The 22,595-nt window shown below is 50.5% G+C and carries 17 protein-coding genes; 1 reads left to right on the top strand and 16 read right to left on the bottom strand.

The features are described 5' to 3' along the window. The first annotated feature begins 94 nt into the window (after window positions 1-94). The gene (locus tag MKY62_RS06985; RefSeq protein WP_009328706.1) at window positions 95-1,423 is read left to right on the top strand and encodes an amino acid permease; all 1,329 of its coding nucleotides are present in this window, start codon (window positions 95-97) and stop codon (window positions 1,421-1,423) included. A gap of 37 nt (window positions 1,424-1,460) precedes the next feature. Here the strand turns inward: MKY62_RS06985 and MKY62_RS06980 are convergent, their stop codons facing one another. From MKY62_RS06980 to MKY62_RS06905, 16 genes are all read right to left on the bottom strand, one after another. Continuing rightward, the gene (locus MKY62_RS06980; protein ID WP_003180929.1) at window positions 1,461-2,345 is read right to left on the bottom strand and encodes a carbohydrate ABC transporter permease; all 885 of its coding nucleotides are present in this window, start codon (window positions 2,343-2,345) and stop codon (window positions 1,461-1,463) included. 18 nt (window positions 2,346-2,363) lie between these two features. After that, complete coding sequence (locus MKY62_RS06975; RefSeq protein ID WP_003180927.1) at window positions 2,364-3,317, bottom strand: sugar ABC transporter permease; 954 nt, start codon at window positions 3,315-3,317, stop codon at window positions 2,364-2,366. 41 nt (window positions 3,318-3,358) lie between these two features. Then, window positions 3,359-4,873 carry an extracellular solute-binding protein gene (locus tag MKY62_RS06970; protein ID WP_025805688.1) on the bottom strand — a complete coding sequence of 505 codons (1,515 nt, stop codon included), beginning with the start codon at window positions 4,871-4,873 and terminating at the stop codon, window positions 3,359-3,361. Between the two features lie 94 nt (window positions 4,874-4,967). Continuing rightward, the gene (locus tag MKY62_RS06965; protein WP_009328707.1) at window positions 4,968-7,559 is read right to left on the bottom strand and encodes a hypothetical protein; all 2,592 of its coding nucleotides are present in this window, start codon (window positions 7,557-7,559) and stop codon (window positions 4,968-4,970) included. Between the two features lie 175 nt (window positions 7,560-7,734). Continuing rightward, a complete protein-coding gene (locus tag MKY62_RS06960; protein ID WP_009328708.1) occupies window positions 7,735-9,732 on the bottom strand; it encodes a beta-galactosidase in 1,998 nt (665 codons plus the stop codon). Continuing rightward, window positions 9,729-10,373 carry a rhamnogalacturonan acetylesterase gene (locus MKY62_RS06955; protein WP_011197824.1) on the bottom strand — a complete coding sequence of 215 codons (645 nt, stop codon included), beginning with the start codon at window positions 10,371-10,373 and terminating at the stop codon, window positions 9,729-9,731. The genes MKY62_RS06960 and MKY62_RS06955 overlap by 4 nt, the downstream gene beginning before the upstream one ends. Before the next feature lie 16 nt (window positions 10,374-10,389). Continuing rightward, entirely contained in the window at window positions 10,390-11,382 is a 993-nt protein-coding gene (mgrA, locus tag MKY62_RS06950; RefSeq protein WP_016885881.1) for an L-glyceraldehyde 3-phosphate reductase, read from the bottom strand. A 144-nt stretch (window positions 11,383-11,526) separates the two neighbouring features. Continuing rightward, complete coding sequence (locus MKY62_RS06945) at window positions 11,527-13,413, bottom strand: rhamnogalacturonan lyase (RefSeq protein ID WP_003180917.1); 1,887 nt, start codon at window positions 13,411-13,413, stop codon at window positions 11,527-11,529. A 68-nt stretch (window positions 13,414-13,481) separates the two neighbouring features. Next, entirely contained in the window at window positions 13,482-14,600 is a 1,119-nt protein-coding gene (locus tag MKY62_RS06940; protein WP_003180915.1) for a rhamnogalacturonan acetylesterase, read from the bottom strand. A gap of 40 nt (window positions 14,601-14,640) precedes the next feature. After that, a complete protein-coding gene (locus tag MKY62_RS06935; protein WP_003180913.1) occupies window positions 14,641-15,111 on the bottom strand; it encodes a hypothetical protein in 471 nt (156 codons plus the stop codon). Between the two features lie 20 nt (window positions 15,112-15,131). After that, window positions 15,132-17,000 carry a rhamnogalacturonan lyase gene (locus tag MKY62_RS06930; protein ID WP_016886669.1) on the bottom strand — a complete coding sequence of 623 codons (1,869 nt, stop codon included), beginning with the start codon at window positions 16,998-17,000 and terminating at the stop codon, window positions 15,132-15,134. Window positions 17,001-17,182: 182 nt separating this feature from the next. After that, the gene (locus MKY62_RS06925; protein ID WP_003180908.1) at window positions 17,183-17,794 is read right to left on the bottom strand and encodes a YesL family protein; all 612 of its coding nucleotides are present in this window, start codon (window positions 17,792-17,794) and stop codon (window positions 17,183-17,185) included. A gap of 14 nt (window positions 17,795-17,808) precedes the next feature. Then, window positions 17,809-18,501: a YesU family protein gene (locus MKY62_RS06920; protein ID WP_003180906.1), complete on the bottom strand. Its 693-nt coding sequence runs from the start codon at window positions 18,499-18,501 to the stop codon at window positions 17,809-17,811. Next, window positions 18,488-19,204: a rhamnogalacturonan acetylesterase gene (locus MKY62_RS06915; protein ID WP_003180904.1), complete on the bottom strand. Its 717-nt coding sequence runs from the start codon at window positions 19,202-19,204 to the stop codon at window positions 18,488-18,490. The genes MKY62_RS06920 and MKY62_RS06915 overlap by 14 nt, the downstream gene beginning before the upstream one ends. Window positions 19,205-19,217: 13 nt before the next feature. Next, window positions 19,218-21,500 (bottom strand): helix-turn-helix domain-containing protein, encoded by a 2,283-nt coding sequence (locus MKY62_RS06910; protein ID WP_016886670.1) that lies wholly within the window; start codon window positions 21,498-21,500, stop codon window positions 19,218-19,220. Between the two features lie 47 nt (window positions 21,501-21,547). Beyond that, window positions 21,548-22,582: a glycoside hydrolase family 105 protein gene (locus MKY62_RS06905; protein ID WP_011197819.1), complete on the bottom strand. Its 1,035-nt coding sequence runs from the start codon at window positions 22,580-22,582 to the stop codon at window positions 21,548-21,550. Window positions 22,583-22,595: the final 13 nt, after the last annotated feature.

Raw genomic sequence — 22,595 nt, 5'->3', positions numbered from 1 at the left:
CAGAAAATTTATTTAATTTTTCTTTTTTAAAAAAGGTATTACAATATAAAAATAGTTTTCTATGAAAGAGATCACATCAATGGGAGGCATAGCAATGAATGCAGAAGCAAACGGACTAAAAAAAGAGATAGGCTTGTTATTTGCGCTATCTCTTGTGATTGGAACGATCATCGGTTCCGGCGTGTTTATGAAGCCCGGCAGCGTGCTTTCCTATTCCGGAAACGCACAAATCGCTCTTTTCGCCTGGCTTCTCGGCGGAATCTTGACGCTTGCCGGCGGGCTGACCATCGCTGAACTGGGCGCACAGATTCCGAAAACAGGCGGTCTTTACACATATCTTGAAGAAATTTACGGCGAGTTCTGGGGCTTCTTATGCGGCTGGGTGCAGATCATCATCTACGGACCGGCCATCATCGGCGCACTTGGATTATATTTCGGCTCGCTTGTGGCCAACTTGTTTTCCTGGGATAAATCCTGGACTGCACTCATCGGCATCATCACCGTCGCCTTTTTATGCATCGTCAACATCGTCGGAACAAAATACGGCGGAGCGGTTCAGACGATCACAACGATCGGAAAGCTGATTCCCATTGTATGTATCATTGTGTTCGGTCTATGGCAGGGCGATGAATATATTTTCAGTTCGGTCACGGAGAGCATCGCCAGCCAAAACTTCGGGGCGGCGGTATTGGCGACGCTATTCGCGTATGACGGCTGGATCCTTCTTGCAGCACTCGGCGGAGAAATGAAGAATCCGGAAAAAGTGCTTCCGAAAGCGATGACAGGCGGCATACTGATCGTCACTGCCTGCTATCTGTTCATTAACTTGGCGCTGCTTCACATTCTTCCTGCCGATCAGATTGTCAAGCTCGGCGAAAATGCGACAAGCACAGCCGCGACCATGCTGTTCGGGCCGCTCGGCGGCAAGCTGATATCCATCGGAATTATCGTCAGCATCTTCGGCTGCTTAAACGGAAAGGTTCTGTCTTTTCCGCGCGTGATCTTTGCGATGGCTGAGAAAAAACAGCTGCCTTTCTCCCGCTGGATCTCGCATGTTCATCCGGCATTCCATACGCCTTGGATCGCAGTCATCGTCCAGATGATTATCGCTGTCATTTTAATGATCATCAGCAATCCTGAAAAGCTGTCAGAGGTTTCGATTTTTATGATTTACATCTTCTATGTCATGGCGTTTTTCGCGGTATTTATTTTGCGGAGACGGAAGAACGGCCAAGGAAGATCTTACAGCGTGCCGCTCTATCCTTACCTGCCTGTAGCGGCGATTCTCGGGTCATTGTTTGTCCTTGTCAGCACGCTCATCACAGACTTCTACAGCTGCCTGTGGTCGATCTTGATCGGTCTCGTCGGTCTCCCGGTTTATTTTTGGATGAAAAAAAGAAATAAAAACGGCTCAGCTGCCTGAGCCGAAGCCGCCGGCACATGAGCCCGGCGGTTTTTTTTTATCCCTTCACAGACCCGATCAGAATGCCTTTGGCAAAATGCTTCTGCAAAAACGGGTACACGGCTAAAATCGGAAGCGTCGCAATGACGATGACGGCCAGTTTGATCGATTGTTCAGGCGGCACCGTTTCCATCATATCATTCGTCGTCCCCGTCAGATCCGAAAGAATCGTCACTTGGCGCAGCACCATTTGCAGCGGCCATTTCGCACTGTCATTGATGTACAGCAAAGCATGGAAAAAGTCGTTCCAAATGCCGACCGCATAAAACAGCGCAAAAGTCGCAATAATCGGCTTAGACAGCGGCAGTGCGATCCTTAAGAACACGCCGATTTCTGAACAGCCGTCAATCTTGGCCGACTCCTCAAGCTCTTTCGGAAGCTGCTGAAAAAAGTTTTTAATAATAATGAGATTGAACGGGTTGATCGCCATCGGCAAAATCAGCGCCCAATAGGAATCGAGCAGTCCCAGTGATTTGACGACGATATACGTCGGAATCATTCCTCCGCTGAAAAGCATCGCAAAAATGACGAGATTCAAAAGCAGATTCCTTCCCTTGATGTGCCGTTTTGCAAGAGGATAGGCCATCGTAAATGTAAAAAAGAGCTGGACGATCGTTCCCACGACCGTTATAAGCACAGACACCCCCATGCTCCTGATAAATGTCGGCGTTGAAAAAATATAGCGGTACGCGTCAAGCGAGAACGTCTCGGGAAAGATAAAGAAGCTCCTTTCCGCCAGCTCGGCCTCCGTCGCAAATGACCCCGCGATAATATACAGAAAAGGCAAGACGGTTATCAGTCCGCAGCAGCCGAGAAAGATCACATTAAACCAATCGAACACCCGGCCCGCTTTTGTGTTATGGATCGTTTCCGCACCGGACATCCCTTTCACCTCCATTCATTAAAACAGACCGTCCTGGTCAAACTTTTTCGCGATATAGTTGGCGCAGAATATCAGGATGATCCCGACAACCGATTTGAAAAGACCGACTGCCGTACTGTAGCTGTATGCGCCCTGCGTGATTCCGACAACATAGACATATGTGTCGAAGATTTCAGCTACGCTCCGGTTTAAGGAATTGGTCATTAAAAAAATCTGTTCGAAGCCGATGTTCAAAAAGCTGCCGATTCTTAAGATGAGAAGCACGACGATCGTGCTTCTGATGGCCGGAAGGGTAATGTGCCACATTCTCCTCAACCTTCCTGCACCGTCCATCACTGCCGCTTCATACTGCTCTTGGTCAACCGAAGCGAGCGCCGCCAGAAACAGGATCGTTCCCCAGCCCGTCTCCTTCCATATGCTTTGCAGCACAATCATCGGCCTGAACCATTCGGGATCTGAGAGAAACGCAATCTCTCGGCCCGTTATGCTTTGCAGCACTTTATTCATCACGCCCGTATCAACCGTGAAAAAGACAAACGTTATGCTGACGACGATCGTCCATGAGACGAAATGCGGAACATATATAAACGTCTGAATGCACCGTTTATAGATGGCGTGCCGCAGTTCATTCAGTAAAAGAGCGACAATGAGCGGGGCCGGAAATGCAAAGATCAAATCGAGAGCGGCCAGCATAAGCGTGTTTCGGAGCAGACGGAAGAAGTCAGGATTCATAAAGAAATCTTTAAAATACTCGAATCCGACCCATTCGCTCTGCCAAAATCCGAGATAAGGCGAATAATCCTTGAAGGCGATTAATACGCCCCACATCGGCCAATATTTAAATATGAGAAAATATAAAACACCGGGAACAAGCAGAAGATAAAGCCATTTATCCCGTTTTACGGCCTCTAGCCCAGTCGGTTTCTTTTCTGTCTTAACAGCGGGCTTCCCTGTTTTTGCGGTGATTTCCATGTGCCGCATCCCCCCTTTCGTGTGCTGTTTAAAGACCTGAGCTATTTAGTCTCCTTGTAGCGTTTGTTCAGTTCTTTCATCAAATCTTCGCCCCCGCTTTTATACCAAAGCTCAACGGCGTCTTGAAAGCCTTTTTCATCGATGTCGCCGATGATAAACTGTGTTTTGGCATCGAGGATGATGTTGTCAAGCTGTGCCCCTTTTTGGGTGTATACATCTGAAACGAGCGATTCTGCCGGGTTGAATACGGCGATTTTCTCCCCTTCTTTGCGAATCTGTTCACGGTGTTTAAACAGCTTTGATTCTTGCTTTTCCACATAGTATCTTTGTTCCGGAATGCCCATGCTGAACTGCGCAAGACCCTCGTGCTCGTAAAGCAGTTTTTTGTTGTTTTTTTCAAGGGACGTGTACGCACCGTTTTCAAGCTTATAGTTGCGCCCTTTTACGCCGTTATTGGCAATGATCTGTGCCTCTTCATCGTTCATTTTGTCCAAGAAGCCGAGCACTTCTTTTAGTTCTTTTTCCGTTTTGACGCTCGCTTTCGGGATGGCAATCATTCCGGCGTATCCTGATGTCGGGAATGTATACGTTCCTTTCGGGCCTTTGACCGTTCCGATGACATCGATCACATCCTTGTTTCCGGGATCGGCTTCCTCCATTGCGCTTTGTATCTGCGATGCCCGCGAACCGGTATCGACGATCACACCAGCTTTCCCTTTGACGACCGGATCGTTCCACTTCGCTGAATCCATTACGGCGAAGTCTTTATTGATCAGCCCCTCATCATACAGCTTTTTGAAAAAACGCAGCGCTTCCATATATTCTTCTGTTGTGAAGTCCGGAATGAGTTCCCCTTTTTCGTCTACTCCGTAGCGGTTTGGAGCACCGAACCATGTCTGCATAATATCCCATGGGCTCCCGTTGCCTAGCCCCATCCATTTCGGGACTACCATGCCGTACGTATCGTCCTTTCCGTTTCCGTCGGGGTCTTTTTCTTTAAACGCTTTCAGTACGTCGTAAAATTCGTCGATTGTTTTCGGCATCTCCAGGCCGACATTTTCGAGCCAGTCCGTTCTGATGATAATCGAAGCGCGGATGAGGTCCCTCGCCCTGTAAATGCCGTAAATCTCGCCGTTAATGGAACTGTTCTTCATCACTTTCTCATCGGCCTTTCCAAGGTTCGGGTAGTCTTTTAAATAAGGTGAAAGCTCCCAGAACGCGCCTGATTTGACAGACTTGATAAAACCCGGCGACTTGTCCGTGACGACAATGGCTTGCGGCAAATCCCCCGAGGCCATGACGATGTTGAATTTATCATTATAGGAAGAGTTCGGAACCCATGTCACTTTAATTTGTTTTTTCGTGTATTTTTCGAGCGCTTTTAAAGACGGACTGTTTTCTCCCGGACTTTCCGGCGAGAGGAGCGGAGCCATAATATGAATGGCATCCTTCTCTTTTCCTTTCCCGTCTTGATTCGACGTCTCATTTGCACTGCACCCGATAAGGAGCAAAAAGACAGCGGGTGCAGCGAGCCACTTGTTTCCCTTCAGCTTCAGTCTTGCCATTTTACAATTCCCCCTTTTGATCGTTTCATTGTTCCACTCGAATTTAAAACGCTTACATTTTTCCGGCAACCTTCATTTTTTGCCCTCACACGCGAGCGGGATGATCTTTCATTGCTTTGATGATCTTTTCTTGCATGTCCTGATCAGGCGGCATATCCTTGAGCAGCTCCAGCACGGCTATTGTGTTGAGGCACCATTGTGAGACGCAGTTTGTCGTGACCCAAGGGATTTCCGTGATCGTGTTCCACGCATGGACTTGTTTTGGAGCGATCGGCAGCGGTGTATGGCTTTGTTTTTCGTCCAGCAACAGCCGCCATGCTTTTTCGGCAAGCTTCCGGTCTTGGTGAAGCCTCGCAGCATAAGCGGCCATGGCAGCGGAGAACATCGGCCAGTGAAATAAATCATCGTGAAGCTTCCCGCCGCTCCTCTTGCGCTTTTCTTCATCAGCCAGCAAATAAAATTCGCCGAATTCGCCGAGCATCTCCTTCCATTCGTTATCCTCCAGCAGTTCTGCAAGCTCCATCCATGTTTGCGGGGCGCCAAAGGCGATGACCATATGATAGCCGCCATGATTCCCGTCACCCATATGAAGCAGATCTGAAGCTTTAGGATCGTATCCGAAAGTCGGCCCGGACAGCAGACGAAGAGGCAGCGCTTTGAGCCGGCCGATTCCCCGGTTGATTTTATCAAGGTACGCTTCATCACCGGTCCGCTCCCATTCCGTCAGCCAATTGGAACAGAACGCCGCCCAGTCGGGGCCAACTCTCGCGTGGGCAGGGAACTCTTTTTCCGGATAATAGGCTCTCATCGGATCAAGCATCTCAAGCGCTCGATCGGCATCTTTCACCTCGGTTAACACTTCCCCCGTTCTCTCATCCGCCGTCAAAAAATAATAAGGCTTGTGGAGGCCGGCCATGCTGATTCTCGCTTCCTTGCAGCCGCAGCCCCAATGGAGGACATTGTGCCTTGAACCGAGGCCTTTATAATCCCCGAAATGGTAGCAGTCGATTTCGCTAGTGTGACGAGTCATCGCTTCTGCCATTCTGAAGATGTCTTCCCTCCCGGATCTAAAAAAAGACTGCCAAAGCCAGAGGTTCGGTACGAGTTCCGTGTTTTGCCATGCATAGCCGCCCAGGTCATACCGCCATACATGCCGGACGGCATCGTACGTATGCATCACATCACCGTAATGCCAATAGCCGTACCAGCCCCGCTGTTCGACTTCGTTCATGTAAAACTTGAGAGCCTCGTCCAGCTGATCTTCAAGCGCAGCTGAGAGCGGGCGCCGTTTATCTTTCAGGCTCCAAACACCCAAAGCGCGGGTGTCATAATAATAGTCAGGCTCACAAATAAGCAATGGGGGATTTTGCCATTCGTCCGCCGCTCTGTTCAGCTCTTCATTACTCGGCGGATTTGAAAAACAGGCGAGGTTGACTTCGCTCGTATTGGCAATGCCGACAGCCGTCGACCTCATTTCGGCAAACCCTTCATATGCGCTTTCAACGTGAGTGCCTTTTGAATAATGGCGGAAGTCCATCGCTTCAGCTTCAGGGGGCCAGAACCATGCCGTCAATTTTGTTTCGCCGCCGGCAAGACCTTGCGCTTCAAGCGATGATGGATATTTTTCAAAGAAGTTTCTGAGGCCGAGCGCGATGCCGCCATTTTCCCCGCCTGCATACATCAGCCCTTTCGCTCTCCCCCCATGAATCGCGTCCACCCAGGCGCAGTCTTTGCCGGTTCGCTTTTTTAAGCGCCAGTGAACAGGGGAATCCTGAATGAGCTTGAAATCGTTCCAGACGGCGTTTTTCTCTGCATCACGCACGACTTCCGACTCTTCCGGGACAGGCTGTCCGGCTATCTGTCGTTCATAGAACCCGTTTGTTTCATTAAATCTTCTCGTCACAAGCAGCTGAGAAGCCTCTCCGTAAATTCCTCCGTCGGCTGCATAGCGAATATGCCTGTTTCTTGGCGCTCCGCTCAAAACCGCGCTCATCTCTAAACCGAGTCCTTTGATCCATTCCGTTTCTGCGTTACAGTCGATGAAGATCGTGTGCACGATCCGGATGGACGGGACACCGGCATAGAAAGAAAGCCTGACGGTAAAAGGGAGCCAAACATCGATGCCTCCGCCGCGGTGGACGCCTTCAATCTTGATGACTGTCTTGACCGGACCGTTTTGTTCGATTGCCGCACGTTTGACCAAGCTCTCAAACCGTTCAATATAATACATGCTTTGTGTATCTGAACCGCTTCTTTTTTCTTTTAAAGCGATGAGCCGTCCTTCTTTCGCCATCATTTCCCCGGAAATGGAAATCGAACGGATCAGTGCCGGCCCCGACTTTCCGAGCTTGCAGACTATCGCGCCCGTATTCACCGTGATTTCGTCTTTCTGCTCGCTGACACGGACGACGGTTTTCGGCGCGCCGGGCTTTCCTTTTTGCAATGTAAATCGGCGTCCGCTTTCTTCTGGGAATACTGCGGCATGGCCCGTCCATTTAATCGAGCCGTCAGGCCAATATGCAAGCGGCCATGTTTGCAAATACGGGGCGTTTTCCGAAGCGATGACGGCCGTCTCCCCTTTTTGCAGCACTCCTTTTGCCCAAGGCACTCCCCAAGTCACCCCGCCGAACGAAGCAGGCGCTCTATTCAGCCATTTTAGTTCAGCCTGTGCTTTCACAAGCGTTCCTCCTTTCTGTTCAACCGATTGGTCAGTGAATATTTTCCTGTTTAGCCTATTGACCGTCAATATTCCTTTTTTGCTTATGATAGCGGGATGCCAACTCCTTTTTTGCAGGAATCATCGTTTTTTGCAAAACAAACCAAAAAAGCCGCGGGCAAGAGCCTGCGGCGATTCATTTATTCTCTGATAACAAAATCACGCGGTAGTCGTGCGGGCCGAGTGTTACGCGTCCGGTTACGGGCCTGCCGGATAAAAGATCGGTTCCGTTGCCGTCAAGTGTCACTGCGCCTCCTTTGCCGTCCATATTGATCACGACCCAGACAAGACCGTCTGCTCCTTTCCGGGGCGCGACGACTGTTCCGGGAGTGACATCGGTTTTCTGCTCAACGCCCGCTTCTTCGGCATAATGGCTGATCAGCTTTTTCATCATGATGTCCCCCGCTTCGCCTGCCGGCATCGACCCGAGCATGACGATTTTGCCTTTTCCGCATTTGTGTTCCGTGATGAACGCTTTGCCTGACGCCGGGCCTTTCTCAATCATCCCGACAGCCTTGGTGCCGCCGGCTTCAAAAACAGCGCTCCACAAGCTCAGCGGCGCCTTTGCGCCAAACGCCGTTCCGCTTGAGTTCCGCTCATCCATCGGGAATGTAAACAGCGTTTTAACACCAGAACATTTTTCTAAAGGCCCCAATCCGCAATCAGTGTGAATCGTATGGTGCTCTGTTCTTCCGCCCGTCAGCGGACCCGCAATCCAAATGCCGCCGCTTTGTGCAAATGCTTCGGCTTTTTTGATAAAAGCAGGGGGAAGATAATGAATAAACGGCGTAAACAGCAGTTTGTAGCCGTCCAGCGGGCTCCCTTCAAGAATGACATCCCTGTGAATGCCCATCTTTAATAATCGGTCATAAAACTCGGTGATCAGCGTTCTGTAATGAAGACCCCGATGAGGCTCCGTTTTCAAAAACACCTTCGCACGGTCCGAATAGACGACAGCTGTTTCAGCCTGCAAAGGAGCCGTAGCCAGCATGATGTGTTCAACCTCTCGTCTTGCCCGCTCGGCTTCGAGCACATTTTCATATCCCACATCAGGCTCCCCCCATGCGCTGAGCACTGATCCGTGCGGCTGTTCAGACCCGGCTCTCTGCTGGCGCCACAGCCAATAGCAGAACGCGGCTCCGCCAAGAGCATAAGAAGAAACCGCTTCAGCTTTCAAATAGCCGTTTTGATGAGGCGCCGCATAGCTTTCAAGCGAAGCGCTGTAGGAAGGGCTCGTCTCCATAATCCAAAACGGCCGTCCTTTTTTGATGTTTCTCCATAAATCACAATTAAACAAAAAGGCTTGACTGTTTTCCTGGCTGGCGTACGTATCAAACGAGGCAAAATCAAGGCTCTTGAAAAGGTCTTCATGATCAACGCCGAACATGACGCTGCTATTATGGGTGATCGGGGCATCGGAGTATGCTCTGATCACCTCAGCCTGTTCACGCGCAAATTCAGAAATCTTGTCCATCGAAAACAGCTGATACATTGTCCTTAAAGAAGAATTATGCAAAAACGGGGTCGGTCCGGGCTGCGGGACTTGCTCGAAGCACTGATACGTTTCGCTCCATACGCCCGTACCCCATGCCTCATTCAGACGGTCAATCGTCTGATAGCGGTCTTCCAGCCATTTGTGCCATAATGTGCGGCACGTTTCACATATGCATTCTGCGACATGGCATTTGAATTCATTGTCAAGCTGCCATCCGATCAATCCCGGCAGTTCTCCGATCTCTTTGGCGATATGTTTGATGATCAGCCGGGCCCGCTCTCTGAAATAGGGATGGTTTGTGCAGGCATGCTGCCTCGAACCGTGTCCCATCGTCTCCCCTTTTTCATTCACATGCATTCTTTCCGGGTGCCCGTGGGTCAGCCAGATCGGCGGCGTCGCAGTCGGCGTGCACATGACCGTTTCAATTTTGTTGTCGCGGAGCTTTCGGATGACGTCTGCAAAAAATCCGACATCGATCCTTCCTTTTTCAGGCTCCATCCTTGACCAGGCAAACTCCCCGATTCTGACAACATTGATCCCGATTCGCTCCATCATCCTGATATCTTCATCCAGCACATCCTCATCCCACAATTCGGGATAAAAGCAAGCGCCATGGTACAGCTTTCCGTTCATCTTCATACCGTCTCTTTGACAAACGGCAGCCCAAGCTCTCGAATGCCCTCCGAGACGAGCTTCGCCATTTCCCGGGCCCCTTTTTTCGTAAAATGTGTATAGTCGTTGACATTTTCCGAGATCATAAAATATTTAAATACTTCGCTGTATCCTTTTTCCGCAAAATGCTGAAGGCTTTTGTCCATTAAATCGATCAAGCGGACGTTTTCTTCGCTTGCGACCTGCTTCATCGCAATGCAGTAGTCCGGGAAATCGTTTAAAAAGACGCCGTCTTTGTAATGGAGCCTTGCGACAGGTGTGATGAGAAGCGGCGATGCCCCTTTTTGACGCGCGCCGTCAACGTACATTTTCAAGTATTGTTTATACGTCGTATACGGCTCTGTATAGCGTTCTGGTTTGTCTTTCGACGCATCATTGTGCCCCATCTGAACGAACAGCCAATCATCCTGTTTGATCACATCCAAAATAGATGCAAGTCTTCCTTCTTCAACGAACGTTTTTGAACTCCGGCCCCCGATTGCCCGGTTGATCACCTGTACATTTCCGGATAAATAAGACTGGAGAAATTCGCCCCAGCCTCCCTGAGGCGAATCAGCCTTATAATGCTGCACGGTCGAATCGCCGGCCAAATAGATGCTGATTGTCATCACGACCACTCCTTATTTATGAAAGAATTTTATCAATTGTGTCGAGTTCTTCAGCTGAGAATCGAGCGGACTTAAGCGCCGCGGCATTTTCTTCGATCTGTTCGGTTTTGCTCGCGCCGATCAGCACCGAGGTGACGCGCGGGTCTTTTAATAGCCAGGCTATCGCCATTTGCGGAAGAGACTGGCCGCGTTCGGCAGCCACTTGATTCAGCTTGCGGACCTTGCCGAGCACGTCTTCTGTGATGCCCTCGGCCTGCAAAAACGGACTGTTCGCATCAGCGGCTCTTGACCCGGCGGGAATCCCTGTCAAATATTTCGTTGTTAAAAGCCCTTGGGCAAGAGGTGTAAACGCGATCGCCCCGGCTTCTTTTTTCTGCAGCACTTGCAGCAGGCCTTTTTCCGGTTCTCTGTGGAACATTGAATATTTGGGCTGATGGATGAGGAGCGGAATCCCGTATTCTTGCAAAATATCAGCCGCCTTTTCGGTCTGTTCAGCACTGTAGTTCGACAAACCGACATATAAAGCTTTTCCTTGCCTGACGATGTGGGCGAGCGCTCCCATCGTCTCTTCCAGCGGTGTATGGGGGTCAGGGCGGTGTGAATAAAATATATCGACATAATCGATGCCCATTCGTTTTAAACTTTGATCAAGGCTCGCCACGAGATACTTTTTTGATCCCCAATCGCCGTATGGTCCGGGCCACATCGTATAGCCGGCTTTCGTGCTGATGACCATTTCATCGCGGTAGCCGGCAAAATCGGTTTTCAGCGCTTTTCCGAATGTTTCTTCGGCAGAACCGGGCGGCGGACCGTAATTATTCGCCAAGTCAAAGTGGGTGATACCCAGGTCAAATGCTTTTCTTAACAGCGCTTTGGCATTTTGCAAGGAAGCCGCTTCTCCGAAATTGTGCCAAAGCCCTAAAGACAAAGCAGGCAGTTTTAATCCTGAATGCCCGCAGAGGTTGTATTTCATATTTTCATAGCGTACATCACTCGCCTGATACCCCATATGGATCCCCCTTTTCATTTTGTAATGAAAATGCTTACCAATCATTTTATGGAACAGGCTGTAAGATTACAATCATACTTTTTTGTAAGTTGAATATTTCTGCCGGTGCCCCGGGCCCAGCGCATGCTGAACCGCCGTTCTCTTTCATTCTTCATTTCTCTTACAAGGAACGGTATAAATATTCGGCCGGGGCGGCTTGTCCATTCCGGTTCCCACATAAAACCCGGGATGAGGCGGCTGATTGTAAGCGACATTTTGCCAGGCTACCCCCAGGCGGTAGACGGGATCGTGCATGAACGTATAGAAACGGTGTTCAGTCGGCTCGGTCGTTGTGTAAATTCGCAGAGCATCGCTTCGGACTGTGCGGAACACGACATCTTCGCGCCAATCGCCGAACAAATTGGCCTGAAGCACTGGCGTCCCTTTCGTCCAATTGTTAGACAGCGTTCCGTCAGCGGTGAGCAGATTGACCAGCCTGCCGCTGTGATAGTCCCATTTATCAATTTTGGGGATGCCTGCGGGTTCTTTCCAATCGTGGTCAAGCAGCTCGCGGAGAAGATCGCCGTCCCACCAAATCGCAAAATTGGCCGAAGCCGGAGCGGCATCGCTGAGCTTTTCTCCCTTACTCGTATAGAGGCCGTACGATTTTCCTTCATTGCCCGGTGGATCGATCGCCCAGACAAGCGCTCCTTTATAGCGGGGATCGATATGCGCGGCTATTCCCCGCCCAACATCTGTATCGGCCGGCACTCCCCAGAGAATTTCCCCTGTACCCGCATCGCGAAATGAGAGGCCGTACGGAAGGCGCGGATCTTCATGCACCTGAAAGACTTCCAGCCCCGGCCGGTCCGGGTCAAGATCGCTCACGTGCATGGCATCACCGTGTCCAAGCCCTGTCGTATAAAGCCCTGTTCCGTCATGATCAACGGCCATCGCGCCGTAGATGATCTCATCTTTCCCGTCACCGTCGACATCAGCGACGCTCAGACTATGGTTTCCCTGCCCGGCATAGCCTTCATTTCCGGGCTTGTCGCTGTCAAACGTCCACAGCTTGGTCAGCTTGCCGTCTCGGAAGTTGTAAGCGACTAGCACCGTTCTTGTGTAATAGCCGCGGGCCATGACAAGGCTCGGCCTTTCGCCGTCCAAATAGGCGATGCCTGCCAAAAACCGATCCATGCGGTTGCCGTATCCATCTCCCCAGTCCTCAAGCCTTCCGCGCGGCGGATCGTAATCCACGGTTGCCAATTCCCTTCCCGTTTCCCCGTGAAAAATCGACAAATATTCAGGGCCGGCCAGAATTCGCCCATCTTCATTTCTGTAATCGGCAGCCTGATCGCCGATCACCCGGCCGGTTCCGTCAACTGTTCCGTCAGCCGTCTTCATAGCAATTTCCGCTTTCCCGTCGCCGTCAAGATCATAGACCATCAATTGGGTATAATGGGCGCCCGCGCGGATGTTCTTCCCGAGATGAACCCTCCACATGAATGTCCCGTCAAGCTTATAGGCATCGATGATGACTTCTCCGGTATAGCCGTTGTGCGCGTTATCTTTCGAATTTGACGGGTCCCATTTGAGCACAATTTCGTATTCTCCATCGCCGTCGAGATCTCCGATGCTCGCGTCATTTGCACTGTACGTATACGGTGCGCCGTCAGGAGTTGTCCCGCCGTCAGGCTTGTTTAACGGAACTTCCAAGTAAGGCTTCTGCCAGACAGCTGTTTTGGGCGACGTCTCGACTTCCTTATCTCCGAGAACCTTGGACACATAATAAAGCGATTTTCCATTTCCGTGTTTATCAAGAAAGTTGGTCGATGATGAAATGGGTGTTGAATTGATTCTTTGTCCGTTGCGGTATAGATTAAAAGCGGTTTCTTCCGGATCGGTTCCTAAGAGCCGCCAGCTGAGAAAAACCCCCTTTTTTGTTTTTACCGCCACAAGGCCGCGGTTTAAGTGTTCCATTTGCTTCGGTTTTGCCGCCGTTTTCACCGGACGAACGCGATCAGCTGCTGCATGTCTGTCCTTTTCTCCCATAGTCCTCTCTCCCCCTTTGCGGTTTGGAATGGCGAACGGGAGAGCCGGAGACCGGATCTCCCGACACCTTATTTCTTGAGCGAGTGTTTCAGCGGATATATATTCAAATCGGAGATTTCTCCTGTGACGAGCCTTGCCAATTGGTTGGCGCCGAACTCGTGAAAATGCACCCTGTCCTGGATGCCTTCCGGATAATTCGGGCTTTCTCCCGGTTCCAGAAACATAAATACGTTTTTAGTCGCTTCAACGCCGATCTCGTTGTAATATTCAATGCTTTTTTTGTTTAAATCGATCACCGGAACGTTCATTTCCCGTCCCAGCTGTCTCATTGCGTTCGGATATTCTCCGATGCTGTTGTAGAAAACGCCCTTTTCATCATAGGTACGTTTGCTTTGAGAAGTGACGAGCACATGACGTCCTCCTTTTTCGCGGGCTTTGTTAATATATGTTCTCAAGTATTCCTGAAATGTCGTATACGGATCTGTATGGCGGGCAGGATCTTGCCCTGCGTCATTGATGCCGAACTGAATCAACAAATAGTCGCCCCGTTTCATCCGGTTCAAAATCGTAGCCAGCGACCGTTCATCCACAAAACTTTTCGCGCTTCTCGCGCGTTTCGCCTGGTTGTCGATGACGATTTCATCCGAGAAATAGCCGCCTAAAAATTGCCCCCAGCCTGCCATCGGCGCATAGCCGGGCTCATAATCGGAGACCGTGGAATCGCCCGCCAGAAAGACCGTCGTGTTGTCATCCGTCACATGATAAGCCGTCTTCGTAATGACCAACGCATTAAGGCGCGGCATTGTTCTCGCCGTTAAGGCTTGGATCGAAAGACGGCCGCCGGAAATATGAATCGGAAACGTTTTTTCGTTGTATCCGCCCGCTTCCGCTCCAAACGAATACAGCTGGAGCATGCCGTTTGCCCGTACGTCCATGTTCGTCTTTGCCCGCGCATCTCCGGTTATGATTTGGACTTGATATTGACCGTCAGGCAAATCGACAGTAAACGCCGTCCCATCCGGAATGCAGAAGTCTGAACGAAGCGGGTCGGCCGTACCTCGGTCCGTGCAGGACACCTTTGCCGCGTCGTCAAATCCGTAGCCTTTTAGAGGGGTATAGGCCGAAGCAGCGCCTACCGGAATAAAACCCGAAGCAAGAGGCCCGTCACCGAAATCGAACTGATACACCTCGAAATTTCGATGGCATACACCTTTGGCTGAGGCCCCTTCACTCCAGATCGAGGCGCCCGTCTTCCACCGAAACGGTGAACGCTTTTTCGGCTGAGCTTCCCTTTGCTCCGGCCGGGATCGTCCCCATTTTTTCTCCTTCGGCATAAAGCTTCAATTCACCGCTGGATGATGCAAAAACGGTCACGCGGTATTTGCCGGGGGAGAGATCTGCCAGAAAAGCCGTCCGGTTCACGATACAATAGTCTTTTTTGAGCGCTTCTTTTTTTTGCGTCTTTTTGCACACAGCGCTTCCTGCCTGAGAAAATCCGTAGCCAGCACCATTTTGATACACGGAGGACTCGTTCACTTTCACATAATCCTTCTCAGCGGGACCTTTTCCAAAATCGAACAGAAAAAGATCCTGACTGTGATGCGCGGCAGCGGCTTTCGGCTGCGCAGGTCCCCCCATTCCCATGATGAAAAAGAAAAGGAGGGGGATGACCCATAAGCAGCGAACATATCGCTTCATTATGCAGCTCCCCTTTATCATCAGCGTGTATAAATGTTCGGCTTCTCCGGTGTCTGCATGCCTTCGCCTAAATAAAAGCCGGTGTGCGGAGGCTGGTTGTAGCCGACATTCTGCCAGGCGATACCGAGGCGATAGACTGCATCATGCATCAGCGTATACATGCGGTGCTCCGTCACGTCTGTCGTCGTGTAGATGCGCAGTTCGCTGCTGTCCTCCGCTCGCCAGACCACTTCTTCGCGCCAGTCTCCGAGAATGTCCGCCTGCAGGGACGGCGTCGCTTTTGTTCCGTTATTTGCCGAAGCTCCGGACGCTGTCAGCAAGTTGACGGTTCGCGAATTTTGATAATCCCATTTATCAATTCTGTTGCTGTCCAGAAGCTCTCTTTGGAGATCGCCGTCCCACCAGATGCCGAAGTTCGTTGATGAAGGCAATGTGTTTCCGATTTTTACGCCTTTTGCCGTATAAAGACTGCCGTTCGCCCATACTTCCGCTCCTTCGTAGCGCGGATCGATATCAGCGGCCATTCCGCGTCCGACATCTTTACCTGCGTGAACTCCCCAGATGATCTTTCCTGTTTTCGCATCGCGGAAGGACAAGCCATAAGGAGAATTGCTGTTTTCATGGACTTGGAAGACTTCCAGTCCAGGCCTTGACGGGTCCAGGTTCCCTGTATGCATGGCATCCCCATGTCCCCAGCCGGTTGAGTAGAGGCCTTTTCCGTCATGATCGACAGCCATCGCTCCGTATATGATCTCGTCCTTTCCATCTCCGTCAACGTCGGCGACGCTCAAACTGTGGTTGCCTTGACCGGCATAGGCGCCATTTCCGGGAGCATCCGAATCGAACGTCCACAGCTTGGTCAGCTTTCCGCCTCTGAAGTTGTAAGCGACTAGCACTGTTCTCGTGTAATAACCGCGTGCCATGACAAAACTCGGCCGCTCCCCGTCAAGGTATGCGACACCGGCCAGAAAGCGGTCAACCCTGTTGCCGTAGCTGTCTCCCCAATCGGCTACATTTCCCCGGGCAGGTTCGTAGTTGACCGTTGTAAGCTCAGCGCCTGTATCGCCTTTAAAAACCGTCAAATACTCAGGCCCTGACAAAATTCGGCCTTGGGCATTGCGGTAATCGGCGTTTGCATTGCCGATCACCTTCCCTTTGCCGTCCTTCGTCCCGTCTGCCGTCTTCATGGCGATTTCCGCTTTTCCATCGCCGTCAAAGTCATAGACGAGAAACTGCGTATAATGGGCGCCGGCGCGAATATTTTTGCCAAGGTTGATTCTCCACATCATGATGCCGTCAAGCTTGTATGCGTCAATCAGCACATCTCCCGTGTATCCGTCCTGTGAATTATCCTTTGAATTGGAAGGATCCCACTTGAGAATGATTTCATATTGGCCGTCTCCATCAAGGTCGCCTACGCTCGCATCATTGGCGCTGTATGTGTATGACACCCCATCAGGCGTTTTTCCTCCGGCCGGTTTTTGCAGCGGAACAGATTTATATTGTTTATTCCATACGCCGACGGATTCAGAAGGAGCCTGCTCCCTGCCGTTCAAAACGGCGCGCACCTGGTAAACGGCATTCAAATCCCCGCCTGCATCCTGATAGTTTGTGCTCGATGTAATCGGAGAACCGTTCAGCTTCTTTCCGTTTCGATACACATTAAATGAAACAGAAGACGGCTCGGTTCCCAGAAGCCGCCAGCTGACAAAGACACCGTTCCCCGTTTTAACAGCGACAAGCCCCCTGTTAAGCGATTCCATTTGCCTTGCCTGCGCAGCCGTCCGCCCGTCTGCCTCAGCTTGCTCCGAGAAGCCGGTCACTAGCGTGATTAATAAAAGAGATGACGCGGCCAACAGGTTCTTCCACCTTTTCTTTCCTTTTTTCATCATCTTCTCCCTTCACCATTTTTGTAAGCGCTTACTCAAAAGGGATTCTATTACGGCTTCCATTTTTATTCAATTGCACTTTTTTGCCGAAGGGAAAAGATGTGTTCAAGTCCGGTCTTAAGCGGTTCAGCCTTTCCAATTGATATTTTTTTGCCCGATTTTCTCATTTTTGCACAGTTCAGCTAGCCTTCCAGACGCAAAAAACAGCGATGTGCGATAAACATCGATACAAGAGCAAACAAACTGACACCATAAAATGGGATCAGACCCGGAACCGTCAACAGCACATACACGACCAAGCAACCAGCAGCAGCCATTCCGGCCGTCGTCAAAGGGCGAACGAGACCGATCAGCGCAGCCTGTGAAAAATAGCGGACAAACGGCAGCTGAACATGAACGTAAAGCGGAAAAATATAAATGAAAACCACGAGATAGATGAGCCCGGCCACCAGTGTGGCATAGCTGATCATGATCGAAAATAAATCCGCACGGACGCGGAAAAATTGATAGTTTACGAATAAAATTGTTCCGGCGGTAATGAGGATGAGCCCAAGTCCGTTTGCTTTGAAAAACTCTTTTTTATACGTTTGATAAAACGTTTTGAACAGCGGTGCGTCCGTCCGGCCGAGCAGCCACTTGCGCACGACCGTGAACATCGCAGCCGTGCTCGGCGCCCAGCCGAAAACAATGCCTCCTCCCAGCGTGAATAAAACCCAGATCCCGTTCAGCCAGGCGATTTTCATGATCGCTTCACACGCGCCGTACATCATCGCCATTACGCCTTTATCCCGCATGTCCGCTCCTCCTTTCAGCCGCGCAGCAGCCTGCGCACTTCAAAGTTGGCGTAGGCTGCTTCCAGCGGAGCCATTTGTCTGAAGCCGATCTTTCCTGCGCCGTAAACAGGGCCGAAACGCCTGCCGTCATCCGTCCATTCCAAAATGGGCAGCTCGTTGATTGAAAAACGAACGTATGCCCCGTCCTTTATGAGCTTCATCCGGTAGGGAGGCAAAGCGTCTGCAGCGGGCGGAAGCGGATCGGCTCCTTCACAGACGAGGTGAAAGCCGCGGCTTTTCCTGAGGTTGCATGTTCGGAATGCTCTTTCATCAGCATGCTTATGTCTGAAATACGACAGGTGCAATGTGTTGATGTCCCCGGAATGATATTGCGGATATTTCCCCGTCCTCTCCGCCAGCCGCCCGTCAAATAAATCTTCGCCATTCATGCCGGCGGCTGCAAAAAATATCATGCATAAGCCAGGCTCCCGCACAGGGTAGAAATCCCACTTCACAACAATTCCATCAGGGAATGTCTCAGGGCACCAGTAAACAAAATGAGCATCGTCCCCATATTGCTCAGCGTCAAGTTCGTTCTCCATATGCAGGCGGCCGTTCTGAAAACGAACGATTCCTTTCCCTTCCATCACCCAGCCGCGGAGATCTTCAGGAGAAGATAAAGGGTTTTGATAAATCAGGCTTCCTTCTCTTCCATTACACTCCGGCACGGAAATCGCTCCTTTCACAAAGCAGATAAGCCGATAGAGGCAGACCAAGCTCTCTGATTCCTTCTGTCACCAGCCTGGCGACTTGACGGGCCCCTGCTTCGGAAAAATGGGTATTGTCTTCGATTCCATTTGGATAATGAGGGTGCTCATGAGGCTGAAAGTGGACAAACAGCCGTTTTGAACCTTCGATTCCGAGAGATTCATAGAGCGCTTTTGTTTTGGACCATAAATCGATCAGCGGAACGTCGAAGCTGTCAGCGAGCGCCTTCATCGCTTTCGGAAAATCCCCGAGTGTGTCGGCGGGCTTTCCGTTTTGATCAAAACGTCTGCGCTCTGCGGAAGTGATCAAAACCGGTGTCGCTTGTTTTTCGCGAACCGCTTCCACATAGCGGACAAGATGCTCCTGATAGGTTGTATAAGGGTCTGTTCCGTACGGTTTTTGATCGTTGTGGCCGAACTGGATCAACACATAATCACCAGGCGCAAGCCGCTCCGTAATGTCATCGAGCCGGCCTTCATCAATGAAGCTGTTCGAACTGGCCCCGCCTTTTGCCATATTCACGACCGCAGCCTCATCTGAGAAAAACAGCGGAAGCATCTGCCCCCAGCCGGCCATCGGCGCTTCATGCGGGGGACAGTCTGCGACGGTCGAGTCCCCGGCCAAATATACTGTCACTTTCGGTTTTTTGTCTGTTCGTTTCATAGCACTCTCCCTTTCACGAAGATTCCTGATGAATCTGCCTGTAGCGGCTCGGCGGAATGCCGACCTGCTTCTTGAAAATCCGGTTGAAATAGCTGTGTCTGTAGCCGACCTCTTCAGAAACGTCATGGATTTTTTTATTCGTCTCAAGAAGCAGCTCTTTCGCTTTTTCGATTCTGAGCCGGGTAACATAGTCGATAAAATTGATGCCGGTTACTTGTTTGAAAGCTTTGCTCAGGGTATACGAATTCGTCCCGGCCCGATCAGCGCAGCTTTCAAGCGAGATATCGTTCATATAATCCTGATGAATCATCTCAAGCACCTGTTCGACAAGCCGTTTTTGCTGTCTGTTTTTCCTTCCTTCCATCTCTTTAAGATAAGGGCTTATGCAACGCTCCATCATCCAGCCGACAGCCCTTTCCGGCTCCCTCAGCTCCGAAAGCTCCTGAAGCAGGTTTTTTCGGCTGAACAATTCATAGGGGTGAAGGCCGGAATGAAAGATCTCTTCTTGGATCTTTGCGAACAGCTGCATCATGCCCGGCTGGATGCGGATTTCCGTTTTTCCTTTTTCGGACAGCTCCCGGATAAACAGCCTGATCCTTCTTTCGACTTCATCCCTTTCTTCAAGCCGCAACGCCCTGACTACCTCTTTTTCAAGAGCGAACGGATAGTATGATTCAGCGGGAGGCATGTCTTCCCGCCGGCTTAAATCGATCACCTGGCTGGCGTTTTCGAACTGTCTGTAATGCCTGCCTTCTTTCACCTCTTCATAAATGCCGGGAATGTCTTTTAACTTGTCAGCGGTTTTTGATACCGTCACTGTGACGTGCAGTTTGGATATGCTGTAGATCACATCTGTCAGCTCACGCACAAATTGGGCGATTTCTTCCTTGAAGGCTGTATTCCGGCCGCTCGCCAGCAGCACCGCAAGCGATAGCGAACGGACATCTGTCATATAAATATGGTTGAATGTCCTTCCAGCCAGTTCGCGCGTAATGTTTCCCAACAGAAAGCCCGCCAGACTTTCATCCTTTTTTGTAAAAGATCCGTTTCCTTCGTAGAGTCCCGTCAGCTGGACATCGATGATGGTAAACACATTGTCTTTTGCTTCCCAGCCCCACCTTTTCAGACGATCTCTCAAATTCCTCTCTGATTCATCTGCAAAGTATCCGCTCAGAAGGCGCTGAAAAAAAACGTTTGCAGCATGGGGCAGTTCCTTTTTCAGTCTGCCGCTTTCCTCAGATAGGTCTTCCCAGCGCTTCTCGAGCCAATGAAATTCATCCGGAAAATAGGCCGCCTTTCCCTCTCCGGAGCAGAGCTTGATCAGCCTTGCGACAGGTGAATAAATTTTGTGTGACGCATACCATGCCAGAATGAAGGCAAGAACGATCCCGGCGATGCTGACCGACGCGATGAGCTTCGATAAAAACAGCACCGGAGCCGTAATGGCCGACATCGGTGAAGCCGAAACATAGGTCCATTCCTGGTTCAATCTGTCCATTCGTCCGTATGAAACGGAATACGCACCTCCGCTCCAATCCATAACAAAGGAGCCCTGTGGATTTTTTTGTTTCTCAAGCCTTTCTTTTAAGGCGCTTTCAAAGTTGGTTTTGCCGCGATTGCTCCAAGAAACAGGCTTCTGATTATGATGAAAAAGGAGCGCTGTTCCCTTTGAATACGGCGAAAGGCTCTCAAGCAACCGGCCCAATTCTCTTTCGTCAAGCGTCAAAATCAGCGCGCCGAACGGTTCTGAGATGCCTCCCGGAATTTTATGGACAAGGGCCATTCCGGATGAAGCGCCGCTCATGTCTTTCCAATAGACGTTTTGACCGCCTTCAAGCAGCGAATGATAAGCCTTCAAGATTTTCCGGTCGGTCAGTCCGCTGTATTCTGGATTTAAGAGAATCGGCTCCTTCCCTTGAATGAACAGTTCAACCTTGTGAATGAGCGGATTTTGATCCTGAAGCAAAAACAGCGATTTTGAGAGCTTGTACGTCGTTTGAAAATCCGTTTGCAGATCGGCATCGGCCAGACCGTTCATCAGGCGCGGATCATATGCAAGCTGGGAGAGCATGATCTCAAGCCCTTCCAGCTTGTCATCGATTTGGCTGATTTGGCGTTTCACCTGGTTCTCGTGCAGATGTTGGAGCTCTTTTTCAATTTTCGCAGCCGAAAACAAATAGACTCCTGCACCCGTCAATAAGCCGGGAATACACGCAATCAGCAGGATCATCACAAAGCTTTTTTTAAAAAACCTCCCTTTACGCCGTGAAACATATCTTTGATGCAGCTTTTTCATCCCTTTTCCCCCCACTGCAATGAAAAGAATGTTTCTTTTTTCAATTTCTATTGGAACGCGCGCGACTTGGAGCGGACGACATCTGCCAAAAAGGTCAGGGCAAGCCCCTGTCCCCAGCCTTGAATCCGTTTATACGGAACGTCTTTGTAACCCTGCGCATCCCGCATCACTGCTGTACCCGCAGAAACGCGCTCCACCCTTCCGTCAGGCGCGACCGCATCCGTAATGGCTGAGAGCGCCTTCTGAACGGATTTGTGGTATAGCGAGCCTCTTGACAGCAAACCGGATGCAATCCCGGCAGAGCCTGACACTTCAAGGTATGAATCCGGGTCCGTCAGTACGGTGTGCCATAAACCTGAGGGATGCTGAAGCCTGACAAGCGCGCTCAGCAAGTCCCGGAGCGAACCGTCAATGATCATATAAGACGGATGCGTAACATCGATTAAAGGGAGCGCTTTTGCCATCGTTAAAGCTGCCCATCCGTTTCCCCTTCCCCAAAATATGCCTGACAGGTTGTTTTTGGCCACATGGTCCCATGCGTGATAATAAAGATTGGTCTCCATATCCTGCAAAAATTCTTCATGGCCGTGATACTGGCTCAGCCCGTCTTCAAAATATTCCTCGCTGCCGACAAGCTTTCCGATTCGGAGAAGGAACAAGCCCGCCATCATCATCGTATCGACCCATGCCTGTTCAGGGAATACATGTTTCTCTGAGTTGACGGTGTGCTGCAAAACCCCGTCTGCGAACCGAGGCGCTTCGTGGAGCACATAGTCCGCCATTTGCCGGGCGGCGTCCAGATAACGGTCATCTCCTGTCGCCTGGTAGAGCGATATGAGGGTATGGCCGATGGATACTCCGTTGATCGACAGCTTAGGCAATCCGTCTTCAAGCTTTTCATCCGTCCAGTTTTTCAAAAGCTCGAGGTATTCTTCATTTTCGGTTGCTTCATACGCCTCAGCCACGCCGTAAAACGCGACGCCGCCCGGCCAATCCCATTCGAAATCCATCTCAAATGTCCGCTTAACGATTCTGTCGATCACTTGATTGAGTTTTTCTTCATCAAAAACAAGCTTTGTCATGCACTCTTCTCTC

Source organism: Bacillus sp. FSL R7-0646 (assembly GCF_037969865.1).
Lineage (GTDB): Bacteria > Bacillota > Bacilli > Bacillales > Bacillaceae > Bacillus > Bacillus licheniformis.
The sequence above is the reverse complement of the archived record's forward strand: the minus strand, read 5'-3'. Positions and strand labels throughout refer to the sequence as shown.